At 62.0% G+C, this 13,540-nt stretch carries 11 protein-coding genes; 6 read left to right on the top strand and 5 right to left on the bottom strand.

Features of this window, described 5'->3' with window-relative positions:
* Positions 1–91 precede the first annotated feature (91 nt).
* The 3 genes from rpoH to mtgA all read left to right on the top strand — a co-directional run bounded on the left by rpoH (position 92) and on the right by mtgA (position 3,153).
* The gene (gene rpoH, locus ACQKOE_RS08000) at positions 92–1,012 is read left to right on the top strand and encodes an RNA polymerase sigma factor RpoH (RefSeq protein ID WP_374588510.1); all 921 of its coding nucleotides are present in this window, start codon (positions 92–94) and stop codon (positions 1,010–1,012) included.
* A gap of 202 nt (positions 1,013–1,214) precedes the next feature.
* Positions 1,215–2,336, top strand: a complete 1,122-nt coding sequence (locus ACQKOE_RS07995) for an OmpA family protein (protein ID WP_427512319.1) — start codon at positions 1,215–1,217, stop codon at positions 2,334–2,336.
* 91 nt (positions 2,337–2,427) lie between these two features.
* Entirely contained in the window at positions 2,428–3,153 is a 726-nt protein-coding gene (gene mtgA / locus ACQKOE_RS07990; RefSeq protein WP_427512318.1) for a monofunctional biosynthetic peptidoglycan transglycosylase, read from the top strand.
* A 64-nt stretch (positions 3,154–3,217) separates the two neighbouring features.
* Here the strand turns inward: mtgA and ACQKOE_RS07985 are convergent, their stop codons facing one another.
* Positions 3,218–6,481: a TonB-dependent receptor gene (locus ACQKOE_RS07985; RefSeq protein ID WP_427512317.1), complete on the bottom strand. Its 3,264-nt coding sequence runs from the start codon at positions 6,479–6,481 to the stop codon at positions 3,218–3,220.
* A 343-nt stretch (positions 6,482–6,824) separates the two neighbouring features.
* On the opposite strand from ACQKOE_RS07985, the gene ACQKOE_RS07980 reads away from it, so the two are divergent.
* Positions 6,825–7,778 (top strand): cation diffusion facilitator family transporter, encoded by a 954-nt coding sequence (locus ACQKOE_RS07980; RefSeq protein WP_427512316.1) that lies wholly within the window; start codon positions 6,825–6,827, stop codon positions 7,776–7,778.
* A gap of 106 nt (positions 7,779–7,884) precedes the next feature.
* Here ACQKOE_RS07980 and clpX read toward each other — a convergent pair whose 3' ends face one another.
* Entirely contained in the window at positions 7,885–9,141 is a 1,257-nt protein-coding gene (gene clpX / locus ACQKOE_RS07975) for an ATP-dependent Clp protease ATP-binding subunit ClpX (RefSeq protein WP_374588500.1), read from the bottom strand.
* A gap of 138 nt (positions 9,142–9,279) precedes the next feature.
* Positions 9,280–9,966, bottom strand: a complete 687-nt coding sequence (gene clpP / locus ACQKOE_RS07970; protein ID WP_427512315.1) for an ATP-dependent Clp endopeptidase proteolytic subunit ClpP — start codon at positions 9,964–9,966, stop codon at positions 9,280–9,282.
* A 248-nt stretch (positions 9,967–10,214) separates the two neighbouring features.
* Between clpP and ACQKOE_RS07965 the strand changes: the two genes are divergently transcribed.
* Both ACQKOE_RS07965 and ACQKOE_RS07960 read left to right on the top strand, forming a co-directional pair.
* The gene (locus ACQKOE_RS07965; RefSeq protein ID WP_427512314.1) at positions 10,215–11,279 is read left to right on the top strand and encodes a hypothetical protein; all 1,065 of its coding nucleotides are present in this window, start codon (positions 10,215–10,217) and stop codon (positions 11,277–11,279) included.
* A gap of 84 nt (positions 11,280–11,363) precedes the next feature.
* Entirely contained in the window at positions 11,364–11,552 is a 189-nt protein-coding gene (locus ACQKOE_RS07960; RefSeq protein ID WP_374588494.1) for a YgaP family membrane protein, read from the top strand.
* 33 nt (positions 11,553–11,585) lie between these two features.
* Here ACQKOE_RS07960 and ACQKOE_RS07955 read toward each other — a convergent pair whose 3' ends face one another.
* Both ACQKOE_RS07955 and tig read right to left on the bottom strand, forming a co-directional pair.
* Complete coding sequence (locus ACQKOE_RS07955; protein WP_427512313.1) at positions 11,586–11,804, bottom strand: hypothetical protein; 219 nt, start codon at positions 11,802–11,804, stop codon at positions 11,586–11,588.
* A 185-nt stretch (positions 11,805–11,989) separates the two neighbouring features.
* Positions 11,990–13,504: a trigger factor gene (tig, locus tag ACQKOE_RS07950; RefSeq protein WP_427512312.1), complete on the bottom strand. Its 1,515-nt coding sequence runs from the start codon at positions 13,502–13,504 to the stop codon at positions 11,990–11,992.
* Positions 13,505–13,540: the final 36 nt, after the last annotated feature.

Here is a 13,540-nt window from a genome sequence, read left to right as displayed (position 1 = left end):
TTAGCACTTTAATCCATGTGGCCGCCGCCATGGAATGCCTCTATAGGGTTCCTTCAAGGGTGAGCCGACTTTGAAAGGACGGTTAAGTCAGATGTCCGAACCCGAACGCAAATCCAGCAGCAATGGCGGATCGACCATGCCCACCCTTGGCGGTGAGCAGGGCCTGAATCGCTATCTGGCGGAGATCAAGAAATTCCCGGTACTGACGGCTGAGCAGGAATACATGCTCGCCAAGCGCTTTGCCGAACACCAGGACCCGGAAGCAGCCAAGCAGCTGGTGACCAGCCACCTGCGGCTCGTGGCCAAGATCGCGATGGGCTATCGCGGCTATGGCCTGCCGGTTTCCGAACTGATTGCCGAAGGCAACATCGGCCTGATGCAGGGCGTCAAGAAGTTCGAACCCGATCGCGGCTTCCGCCTGGCGACCTATGCCATGTGGTGGATCAAGGCTTCGATGCAGGAATTCATCCTGCGTAGCTGGTCGCTGGTCAAGATGGGCACCACCGCCGCGCAGAAGAAGCTGTTCTTCAACCTGCGCCGCATGAAAAAGAACCTCGACGCTTACGAGGATACCGACCTGCACCCTGACGACGTGCGCAAGATCGCGACCGATCTTGGCGTGTCCGAGCAGGAAGTGGTCAACATGAACCGCCGGATGATGATGGGCGGCGATGCTTCGCTCAACATCTCGTTCAATGACGAAGGCGAAGGCCAGTGGCAGGACCTGCTGGAAGACAGCGGCCCGCTTCAGGACCAGATCGTCGAAGACGCACAGGAAGCGGGCAACCGCCACGCCTTGCTGGTCGAAGCGATGGACAGCCTGAACGAGCGGGAGCGTCACATCCTCACCCAGCGCCGCCTGATCGACGATCCGCGCACCCTGGAAGAATTGAGCCAGGAATATAACGTCAGCCGCGAACGGGTGCGCCAGATCGAGGTGCGCGCCTTTGAAAAGCTGCAAAAGGCCATGCTGCGCATTGCGGGCGAAAAGCGGCTGCTGCCCGCCGCCTGATCCTTACCTAAATTGAAGCAATCCTGAACGGGGCCGGAACTTTCCGGCCCCGTTTTCGTTGTCCGCTACGGTGCCGATGAACACGGCTGTGTGGCGCCGGAATAGCCGTTGAATTGTACTCTAATCGCAACAGGTCCCGGGAACTGACCGTTCAGAGATGACGAAGCGTCCGGGTAAATCCTGTAGTAAGGGGAAGGTAAACATGCGTAAGACGATCATTGGGCTGGCCTTGGCCACCACCGTGCTCGCGACACCCGCCATGGCGCGCGACGATTCCTGGTACATGGAACTCGACGCGGGCGGCATGAAGCTTGAGGATACCAAGTTCGATATCGGCACCACGGCCGACGCCGTGACCGTCGATCACGACATTGGCGCCGACGCCGGCTTCATGGTCGGCTATGACTTCGGATCGTTCCGCCTCGAAGCCGAAGGTTCGTACAAGGGTGCCAACCCGGATGGCCTGACCGCCACGGTCGGCGTCCCGCGCGCTTCCAACACCAACCTGTTCACGGGCCGTCTTGAAGACGAGAACGTGGGCGGCAAGCACAGCGCCCTCAGCATCATGGCCAATGCCCTGATCGATTTCGGTCCGGACGATGGCCTGCAAGGCTTCATCGGCGGCGGCGTGGGCTATGCCAACGTCAAGCATGAGATCAGCACCGACGCTGCTGGCCCCGGCTGGCTGGATGACAGCGACGGCGGCCTTGCTTGGCAGGCCCTGGCCGGGATCCGCACCCCGATCAGCAACCGTTGGGACCTCGGCCTGAAGTACCGCTTCTTCAACGTCAACAATGTCGACATGGTCGATGGTCTGGGCCGCGAAGTGTCAAGCAAGTGGCGTTCACACTCGCTGCTGGTGTCGCTGGCCTACAACTTCGGCGAACCGGCCGCTCCGCCGCCCCCGCCGCCTCCGCCGCCTCCGCCGCCTCCGCCTCCGCCGCCGCCCCCGCCTCCGCCGGTTGCTTCAGTCTGCAACAAGGGCCCCTACATCGTGTTCTTCGATTGGGACCGTTCGGACATCACGCCGGAAGCAGCGTCCATCCTGGATAGCGCGGTCACCGCCTATGGCAGCTGCGCCAACGTGCCGATCATGCTGGCCGGTTATGCCGACCGCTCTGGTTCGGCGCAGTACAACCAGGGGCTTTCGGAACGCCGCAACGCCTCGGTCCAGGCTTACCTGACCTCGCGCGGGGTTCCCTCGGGCGCGATCACCAGCCAGGGCTTTGGTGAAAACAACCCGCGTGTCCCGACTGCCGACGGTGTGCGCGAACTCCAGAACCGCCGGGTGGAAATCACCTACGGTCCGGGTTCGGGCATGTAAGTCAGCCAGACTGGCACGCGAATGGGGGGCTGGAGCGATCCGGCCCCCTTTTTGTTGCAGCCCGCCCGCGCCGCATTACATTCAGTCGCCTATGGGACGGTCAAACCAGGGCGCACGCACCGCCAAGCTTCGCAATTTCCCCCGCCGCGCGGCCGGCTGGATCGGACGAATCCTGGCTGGTTTCCTGCTGGTCAGCATTGGCGCCACGGTTATCTTCAAATGGGTCCCGGTGCCAGTGACCCTGACCATGATCCTGGACCCCAACGGCTTCGACAAGACCTGGACCCCGCTCAGCCGGATCGACCGCGACATGGTAGCGGCGGTGATCGCGGGCGAGGACGCGAAGTTCTGCACCCACAGCGGCTTTGACGCCGAAGCCATCGAGAAGGCGATCGAGCGCAACGCCCGCTCCAGCCGCCTGCGCGGCGGATCGACCATCAGCCAGCAGACGGCAAAGAATGTCTTCCTGTGGCAAGGGACCGGCTGGACCCGCTATGCCCGCAAGGGGCTGGAAGTGTGGTTCACTTTCCTGATCGAGAACATCTGGGGCAAGCGCCGGATCATGGAGGTGTACCTCAACGTCGCGGAAACCGGGATCGGGACCTACGGAGTGGAGGCAGGCGCCCAGCGCTATTTCCGCCACAGCGCGGCCCAGCTCACCCGGACCGAAGCCGCCCGCATCGCCGCCGCCCTGCCCGCCCCCAAGCGCCGCGAAGTCGTTTCCCCCGGCGGCTTCACCCGCCGCCACGGCAACACCATCGCCGCCCGCAGCGGCGTGGTCCGCAACGCCGCGCTCGACGCCTGCGTCTACCGCTGAACAGCCCGGACAAAAAAGAAGGGGCGCCGAAGCGCCCCTTCCCGTTTCAGTTTGATCGGTCGGATCAGAACTTGACCTTCACGCCCACACGAACGCCGTAGAGCGACTGGCGCGTCTGCAGCACTTCATTGGGAGCGGTGACGCGGCTGTACTGATACTTGGTGCAGCTCTTGCCATCGGTGCTGAAGGTTGCGCAGTTCACCGTCACCAGCGACGCGTTGTACGGGAACTGGACCTGACGGAGCGAGCTCCAGTCCTTGTCGATCATGTTGAGCAGGTTTTCGACGTCGACGAACAGTTCGAACTTGCCGCCTTCAACCATGGGCACCGGCAGTTCCTGACCGAAGTGCAGGTCTACCTTGAAGAAGTCCGGCGAGGTCTGGCTGTTCTTCGGAACGATCTTGCCGCGGTACTGCTCCAGGCCAAGCGAGGTAACCAGCTCGTTGAACGCCGTTTCGCTGGCCGTGGTGTCGAACGAGACCTTCGGGTCGTTCGCACCGGTCGGAACGTAAAGCAGCATGCCGCTGAGGTTGCCGACCGTGCCGAACACGGTGCCGCGACCGCTGGAACGGTCCAGCATGGTCAGGCTGTAGGGACGACCGGTACGGTATTCGCCAAACAGACCCAGAGTGGTCTTGTTGTCACCGAAGAAAGCGTGACGGTAGTTCAGACCGAACTTTGCCTGATGGGTATATTCGTACACCGAGCGGCCGTATTCCGGCAGGTTCGGATCGACGAAGGCATTGTTGCCATAGTTCGACGAGGAGGTCGACGAGGTCATCGCCGAACGGTCCTTGACGTTCGCATGGGTGTAGCTGCCATCGACGGTCAGATCGCCAAAGCGCTTTTCAAACCGGAAGGTCTGGAAGAACGCGCGGCCATCCTTGGTATTGGTCAGCAGCAGGTCGCGGTTGGTGGTTGCAGAACCGCCATACGGACCATAGCGGGTGCGGCCATCGGGCAGCGTGCCCAGGGCGACCGAGCGCAGATCCTGCCACATGTAGCCCTGGATGGTCTTGTCATAGACCAGCTGGATGCCGAACAGCCAGCCATCGCCCAGCGCGCCAAGGTCGGCTTCATAGTCGACGCCCAGCGTTGCCTTCATCTTGTTGGCCAGCTTCAGGTTGGGGTCGATCCCGTCGGTCGGGGCAGCTGCGAGCGCTGAAGTATTCGTGGTCAGGAAATTGACCACGCTGCTCGGAATGGTGCCGCCCGTCAGCGGAGCAGTCAGGGTGCCCAGTGCGTTGCACGTGCTCGAAGTGCCGCAGTTGCTGCGGTTGATGTCGATCGCATTGGTCAGCTGGCCCGTGTTCGAATAGACGTTCGACAGGTAAACGTCCGGCGTACCACCGCCGAAAATGCCGACGCCAGCCTTGACCGCCAGACGCTCAGTCGGGTTCCAGTTCAGCGCAAAGCGCGGCTGGAACAGGCCTCGGCCCTTGAAGGTTTCGCGGTTGCTGAAACCATAGCGTCCGGCATAATTGGAATTCAGCGCCGGCAGCGGGCCATTGTCGAACAGGTCGTAACGGACACCCAGGGTCATCGACAGTTCATCGGTGACCTGGAAGTCGTCCTGGATCCCGAAGGTCCAGTTGCGGGTGTTGAAGTCAGCAGCTGCATCGTTCGGATCGTTCGAAGGAACCGCATTGGCATAGCGCAGACGGCTGGCAATCCCGGCGTTGAATGCCGCGATGGAGTCGAAATAGAAGTCGCCCAGCGAACGCTGCAGGAACAGGTTGTAGACGTGAACGTTCGTGTAACCGGCCATCAGGCGCAGCGAGTGTGCGCCCAGTTCGACCCGCGCCGTGAGGTCGGCGGAGAAGTTTTCGGTGTTCAGATCGTTCGACTGACGCGAAACGTCCGGACCAAAATAGAGGCTAGCGCTGTTGCTACCTGCATCGCAAGAAGTGGCGCTCGAGCCCGCAGTTACCGGGTTGCCGCTGGAATCCAGTGAACCCGGATCAAGGCAGACCTGCATCTGCGGGAAGTTACGACCACCGAACGGGGTCTGATCGCGGTTGTAATCGCGATACGAAACACGCGCCGTCGTCGAGAAAACGTCCGACCAGGTCGAATTCAGCTCGAAGGTTCCCGAGTTCACTTCTTCGCGCAGTTCATAGCCGTTCGACTGTAGACCCAGGCCGTAAGACGGCGTGAGGAACGTGTTCTGCTGGAACTGGTTCGTGCCGACGTTGCGGATGTAGGTCAGCGAGGCGCGATGCGCGTCGTTGACGTTCCAGTCCAGCTTGGCGACGATCTTCTCGTCCTCTTCCTGGGTGGTCGAAATCAGGCCCTGGGTATCATAGCCATAGCGGGTCTTGGCAATGTTCGTGACGGTGTCGATGTTCGCCTGGGTGATGCCCGGGACCTGGTTGGCAAAACCTGCACCAACACCGGCTTCCAGCGGCTGACCTTCCTTGGTGCGCTCATAGGCGGCCATGAAGAACAGCTTGTCCTTGACCAGCGGGCCCGAGACCCAGCCACCGAACTGCTTGGAATTGAAGTCCAGGGCAACGGTCTTGTCGCGGCTCTTGCTGCCGGTCAGGCTGTCATCGGTGTACGAGAAGAACGCGCCGCCATGCAGCTTGTTCGAACCCGAACGCAGCACGACATTGATCGCGCCGCCCTGCATGTCGCCTTCGGCGATGTCGTAGGGAGCAACCTTGACCGAGAACTGTTCGATCGCGTCGAACGGAACCGGGCCGCGGCTGGTCGGCAGACCACCGTTGTTCAGACCGAAGTCGTCCGACATCTGCATGCCGTCGACCGAGAAGCGGTTAAGACGGCCGTTGTTGCCGGCGATTTCGATCGCGCGGCTGTTTGTCAGGTCGATCGTAGCCAGCGGATCGCGGCGGGCAAGGTCGCGGATGTCGCGGTTGATCGAAGCGGCGGATTCGATTTCCGCACGGCCCAGAGCCGTCGTCGGGCCATCCGAAAGGGCAATCTTCGGCTGGATCGACGCACCGGTAACAACGATTTCACGCGCCGATTCAAGCTTGATCGGAAGGCGGACCGGAAGACCGGCTTGCAGATAGACTTCGTTCACCTGCGCCGTTTCCAGGCCGGGTGCATCGACGGTAACAGTGAAAGGACCGCCGACGCGCAGGCCGTTGGCTGCAAAGCTGCCGTCTGCCGAGGTGGTGGTGTTCAACGTGGTGCCCGAAGGTTCGTGAACCACAACGACAGTCGCGCCAGCGACCGGGCCGCTCGGCCCTTCAACGACACCGCGGATGGAGGACGAGGTTTCCTGCGCATAGGCAGGAGCGGCAAGACCACAGGCGAGCGATACGCTGGCAGCGCTGGCGGCAAGGAAAAACTTGAACTGCATTCGACTATCCCCGTTGGCGCCCGACGACTCGGGCAGAGAAATTGCGCAAAAGCGAGAGGCCCTCCTGCGCGCGAATCGCAACATTAGGACCATTAAAGGCGGCTCATAGAGAAGCGCGGGGGGACGAAAAACATGTCCGTGTGACAGTTTCGAGACTAGTCCGCAGTCCGGAAGTGCCCCTAATTCCGCATAGACACATCCTGTCACTGGAATCTGGGTTTGAGAAATAAAATTTCCAGATTACGCTGCAATGCGAACGTTTCAGTGACGCACCCGGAATCCGCTTCAAACGATTCTTGCTGCACTGCGGCATTTGTGCAACGCCCGTTTTTAAGGAGACCACATGGGCGGCGCGCATCATCATTTTCACGGCAGTCACGGGCACCACGGGCACGGGCATGGTCATGGCGATGGTCACCATGGCCATCATCACCACGGTTCCAGCCACGGTCCGGCCTTCGCCCTGGCCATTGCGCTCAACGGCCTGTTCATCGTCGCGGAAGTCGCGGCAAGCTTTGTCAGCGGATCGACCGCGCTGCTGGCCGATGCCGGGCACAACCTGGGCGACGTGCTGGCCCTGCTGCTGGCCTGGGGTGCCAGCATCCTGGCCGCGCGTCCGCCCGGTCCGGGCTTTACCTATGGCCTGAAAAGCTCGTCCATCCTGGCGGCGATTGCCAATGCGGCGCTGCTGTGGGTGGCGCTGGGCGCAGTCCTGCTGGAAACCGTGCAGCGCCTGTGGGAGCCCGCGCCTGTCAACGGTTCGCAAGTGATGATCGTCGCGGGCATCGGGATCGCGGTGAACCTGTTCTCGGCCCTGCTGTTCATGCGCGGCAGCCGCAATGACCTGAACCTGCGCGCGGCCTTCATGCACCTGATGGCCGATGCAATCGTCTCCGCTAGCGTGGTCCTGGCGGGCCTCGCCATCGTGCTGACCGGCAAGAACTGGATCGACCCGGCGACCAGCCTGGTCATCACCCTGGGCCTGGGCTGGGCGAGCTGGGGGCTGCTGAAGGATTCAATCAAGATGGGGCTGCTCGGCGTGCCGCGTGATGTCGATGAGGACGGGGTGCGAACCTACCTGTCCGGCCTGCCCGGCGTTGCCGCTGTCCACGACCTCCACATCTGGGGCATGAGCACGACTGAAAGCGCGCTGACCGCTCACCTGGTCATGCCCGCAGGCGCACCCGGCGACGCTTTTCTGCAAGAGATCGCGCACGAGCTGGAAGACCATTTCGGCATCCACCACACGACCATCCAGGTCGAGCGGAATGCCGAGGATTGCCGCGCCTGCCACTAGATCGGGACTGACGCAGCCCGGTCAGGCAAAAACAAAGCGGGCGGCGCTTCCGATCTGGAAACGCCGCCCGTTCTGTTTACCAGTCAGAGCTGTGAAGTGCCGCCGCTCAGGCCGCCTCTTCCTTGCCCTTGAGGACGCGGACAGGCTCCTTGCGGCCTTCGACCACTTCCTTGTCGACGACGACTTCGGCAATGCCCTGTTCGGTCGGAATGTCGAACATGGTGTCGAGCAGCAGGCCTTCGACGATGGAGCGCAGGCCGCGTGCACCGGTCTTGCGCTCGATCGCCTTCTTGGCAATCGCTTCCAGCGCCTCGTCGGTGAAGGTCAGCGTCACGTCTTCCAGTTCGAACAGCTTGGCATATTGCTTGACCAGCGCGTTCTTGGGTTCGCGCAGGATCTTGACCAGCGCTTCCACGTCGAGGTCTTCCAGCGTCGCGATGACCGGCAGGCGGCCGACAAATTCGGGGATCAGGCCGAATTTCAGCAGGTCTTCCGGTTCGGCCTTTTGCAGCAGTTCGCCCACGCGGCGCTTTTCCGGATCGGCAACGTGCGCGCCAAAGCCGATGGATCGCTTTTGCAGGCGATCGGCAATGATCTTTTCCAGACCGGCGAACGCGCCGCCGCAGATGAACAGGATGTTGGTCGTATCGACCTGGAGGAACTCCTGCTGCGGATGCTTGCGCCCGCCCTGCGGCGGGACGGAGGCCGTGGTGCCTTCCATCAGCTTGAGCAGCGCCTGCTGCACGCCTTCGCCTGAAACATCGCGCGTGATCGACGGGTTTTCGGCCTTGCGGCTGATCTTGTCGATTTCGTCGATGTAGACGATGCCGTGCTGGGCCTTTTCGACATTATAGTCGCTGGCCTGGAGCAGCTTGAGGATGATGTTCTCCACATCCTCGCCCACGTAACCAGCTTCGGTCAGCGTGGTGGCGTCGGCCATGGTGAATGGCACGTCGAAGGTCTTGGCGAGCGTCTGGGCCAGCAAGGTCTTGCCCGAACCGGTCGGGCCGACCAGCAGGATGTTCGACTTCGACAGTTCGACGTCGCCGCCCTTGCCGCTGTGCTTCAGCCGCTTGTAGTGGTTGTGCACCGCGACCGAGAGGACGCGCTTGGCGCGGTCCTGGCCGATCACGTAGTCGTTCAGCGTTTCGAAGATATCCTTCGGGCTGGGAACGCCGCCATCCTTCTTGCCAGCGATGCCGGCCTTCGTTTCCTCGCGGATGATGTCGTTGCACAGTTCGACGCATTCATCGCAAATGAACACGGTTGGGCCCGCGATCAGTTTGCGCACCTCGTGCTGCGACTTCCCGCAGAAGCTGCAATAGAGAGTGCTCTTGGCGTCGGATCCGCTCAGTTTGGTCATGCCTTCATCCAGATGCCCCGCAAAGCGCGGGGATTCGCCGGGAGTGTAGTCCGGCGGTCACAATATTCAATCCTGCCCCATAGCAGCGCCAGCTTGCGCTGAGCTGAAGGGGCAGGCGTAGCAAAGGTTCAGACCCGCTTATTCCGGCGCGCCGCCGGAGCCCGAAGCATCGCTTTCGGTGTCGGGACGGGTTTCGAAGACCTTGTCGACCAGGCCGAATTCCTTGGCCTCGTCAGCATCGAGCCAGGTATCGCGGTCAACCGCCTTTTCGATCTCGGCCAGCGTCTTGCCGGTATAGTTCGCATAGTGCTGGTTCATCCGCTGGCGCAGGCGCAGGATTTCGCGGGCCTGGATCTCGATGTCCGAAGCCATGCCGCGCGCGCCGCCCGAAGGCTGGTGGATCATGATCCGCGCATTCGGCAGGGCAATGCGCATGCCCGGTTCACCGGCCGCCAGCAGGAACGAACCCATCGAGCAGGCCTGGCCGATGCAGACGGTCGAAACGCGCGGCTTGATGTACTGCATGGTGTCATGGATCGCGAGGCCCGCCGTCACCACCCCGCCGGGCGAGTTGATGTACATCGAAATGTCCTTCGACGGGTTTTCGCTTTCCAGGAACAACAACTGGGCAACGATGACCGAGGCCATGTGATCCTCAACCTCACCGGTCACGAAGATGATGCGTTCGCGCAGCAGGCGCGAATAGATGTCAAAGCTACGCTCGCCGCGGCTCGACTGCTCGACCACCACCGGGATCAGCGCGCCGGTGACCGGGTCGGTCGTGAACTTTCCTTGCGCGCCGCGCGCGCCGAACAGGTCGATCATGGGAATCCCTCTTGCTTGGACGGCCTATGTCGGCGCTGGAGGCGCGATGTTCAAGGGCATTAACCCGATTTGCCCGGCAAGATTGCACCGGCATGGCAAAGCTGCGACCCGACCTGCGGGAAGGCCCTAGTCCGTGCTTAATGGGGAGTTAGATTGCTGTTAATATTGAACTTCACGGCCTTCAGGCGAACCGGGATTGCGACTGTGGAATGAGAATAGCACGGCTGGCCATTCTCCCCTTATTTTGGGTGTGCCTTGCGCTGCCCGCCGCAGCGCAGACGATCAGCTGGGTCGACTGGGTGCCTGACAGTGTGATTGACGGCCTGGCGACTGGGACGATTACCAACCGCAACACCGCATCCCCCACCACTCTGAACGTTTCGATGTCAAGCACGCCCGTGACCAACAATGGCGGCAACACGTTTGGGCTGGACTGGTCCACGAGTACCGGGACAAACGGGACTCCGGGAATAACCAGCGCGGTCAACACGGCGGCGGTGGTGCTTGCCGGCACGCTTGCAGCACCAGCGACCAACATCATTCAAGTAACCAGCAGCGGCTCTCCCTATGCCCTGGTCAATCCGATCCTGCTGTTTAGCTATGTCAACCCGACCGCAACGCGGATGACTTTTCCGGACGTCCCGAACGTGTCCGGAAATCTTGTACTGTTGGACCACAGCTTTGGCACTGCCCCGGTCATCAACGGCAACTCGCTGACCTACACCGGCGCAGGCGACAGTTCGAACAGCTCTTTTGCGATCCAGATGAAGGGCACCTATTCGACGATCAAGTTCGTCGCCAACCAGACCAGTGGCGCAAGCCCTTCGGACAGTTACGGTTTCACCCTGCTCCAGCCGAACTATGCTGTGCTGAAGATCAGCCGGACCTGGCAGGTGATCGACCGCACTGGCCTGGGTGCGAAAGCCATTCCGGGCAACGACATGCAGTTCAATGTCGAGCTGACCAATGAAGGCGGCGCTTCCGCCGATGCCGACAGAGCCTTTGTGGTCCAGACCCTGCCCGCGAACTGGTCCTTTTTCACTGGCGACGCGGACGGAGCGGGCGCGGGGACCGGGCCGGTGCAGCTGACCGTCCTGAACGGAGCGAACGTCACCCTGACGCAAAGCGCCACCACCGGCGTCGCCTATTCCTCATCTGCCACGGCCCCGACAAGCTTCGCGCAGTGCATCTATACTCCGAGCGGCACCTATGACGCGAACGTGCGGCACATCTGCATCTCGCTGAAAGGCTCCTTCGCCTCGGCAAATCCCTTCCCGATTGCGCGGCTGCTCTATCTGGCGCGGATCAATTGACAACACAGATCAACGGGAGGACACTCGACTCGTCTGGCTGGCGGCGATCCGCCAGCAGGTTCATTGGCGAAGGAGGGCTTGCTCGTGACCAGGAACGTTGGACAATTCGACCGGACATTGCGGATCGTGCTGGGGCTGGTGCTGCTGGGAATGGCTGTTTCAGGCCTCTATACGCCGTGGACCTGGCTGGGCGTCGTGCCGCTCCTGACGGGCCTGATCGGCTGGTGCCCACCCTATTCCCTACTGGGCATCAACACCTGCAAGGCACGGTGAGGCCCCGCCCGCACGGGCGAGGCCTCTGGTGTCTTACGGACTCGCCGGAAGGTCCTGAAGACGGCTGTTCGAGCCTTCGGTCCGCAGGATCGCGTTCAGCAATCCTGGCACCTGGCGCTCGAATGCCTGGACCAGGCCGTGCGGCACCTTGTCGCTGCGTTGGGGGGTGCCCACCGCCCTTGCGGCAGCCGCCGTACCAATCGTCAGCGTTGCCGCGGCGATTGCGACTGTGGCTATTCTGGGGGCAAACATTGGGTCATCTCCTTTCACGTAGGGAACGCGAAACCCCACCCCATGATGCACGTTCCGCCTGCCGGGGCGGACAGGGTCTGACCCGCGATGGGCGGGCCGAAGCTTAACCCGGATCAATCGACCCAAAAACAAAGGGCGCCCGGATGGACGCCCTTTGGGAATTCGAAATCGAGGTGCGAAGGGGCTTAGTCCTTCTTGGCAGCCTTCTTGGCAGCAGGCTTCTTTTCAGCCTTTTCCGCCTTGGGAGCCGTTTCCTTCTTTTCCGCCTTGGGCTTGGCTTCCTTGGCCGACTTGTCCTCGGCCGGAGCGTCCTTCTTGGCTTCCTTCTTCGCCGCAGCCTTCTTGGCGGGCTTGGCCGGAGCCGGAGCGGTTTCGTCTGCTTCGATCGCAGCCTGCAGCTCTTCGCGAGTCACTTCGCGTTCGGTGACTTCGGCCTTGTCGAACAGGAAGTCGACGACCTTGTCCTCATAGAGCGGAGCGCGCAGCTGGGCCGCGGCGAGCGGGTCCTGCTGGATATATTCCACGAAGCGCTGGCGGTCTTCCATGCGGTACTGCTGCGCCGCCTGGGTAACCAGCATCTGCATTTCCTGCTGGCTGACTTCCACGCCGTTGGCCTGGCCGATTTCGGAAAGCAGCAGGCCCAGACGGACGCGGCGCACGGCGATGGTGCGATAGTCTTCCTTCTCGGCCTCGATTTCCTTCAGCGCGGCTTCCGGATCGGCTTCGTTCTGGGCTTCGCGCTGCAGCTGCGCCCAGATCTGCTGGAATTCGGCTTCAACCATGCTGGGGGGCACGTCGAAATCGTGGCCGGCAGCCAGCAGGTCAAGCAGGGCGCGCTTCATCTGGGTGCGGGTCAGGCCGGCGCTTTCCTGCTCCAGCTGGCCGCGCAGCAGGCCCTTGAGCTGGTCCAGGCTTTCCAGGCCAAGCGACTTGGCGAAGTCGTCGTCGATCTTGGTTTCGCCCGGAACCTTCACTGCCTTGACGGTGATGTCGAAAGTGGCGTCCTTGCCCTTCAGGTTCTCGGCCGGATAGTCGGCCGGGAAGGTCACGGTGATGACCTTTTCGTCGCCAGCCTTCACGCCCACCAGCTGCTCTTCAAAGCCGGGGATGAAGCGGCCCGCGCCCAGTTCCAGCGCGGTGTCGGTGGCGCTGCCACCTTCGAATTCAACGCCGTCCAGCTTGCCGACGAAATCGATGATCAGCTGATCGCCGTTTTCGGCCTTCTTGCCCTTCTTGGCGTCTTCAAAGCTCTTGGCGCCCGATGCGAGGCGGGTCAGCTGCTCGTCCACTTCGGAATCGGCAACCGGCACGACCAGCTTTTCCAGCTTCAGCCCGTCCAGCGACGGGGTTGCGATGACCGGCAGCACTTCCAGGTCGACGGTCAGTTCGGCGTCCTTGCCTTCTTCATAACCTTCGCCGAGCGAGATCTGCGGCTGCATGGCCGGGCGCAGCTGGTTGTCGGCAATCACCTTGTCGATCGCTTCGCGCACGGTGGTGTTCAGCGCTTCCTGATGCAGGGCCGGACCGTGCATCTTCTTGACCAGGTTGGCCGGCACCTTGCCGGGACGGAAGCCGGGCATACGCACCTGCGGGGCGATCTTGCTGACTTCGCCGTCAATCTTGGCGGCGATGTCCGTGGCCTTGATCGTCACCGTATAGGCGCGCTTCAGTCCCTCGTTGCTGGTCTCGACAATCTGCATGACAAATGAAGCCTTCTTTTCAACTGCATCCTCATC

The organism is Novosphingobium sp. NPDC080210, from assembly GCF_050281025.1.
Classification (GTDB): domain Bacteria; phylum Pseudomonadota; class Alphaproteobacteria; order Sphingomonadales; family Sphingomonadaceae; genus Novosphingobium.
The sequence above is the reverse complement of the archived record's forward strand: the minus strand, read 5'-3'. Positions and strand labels throughout refer to the sequence as shown.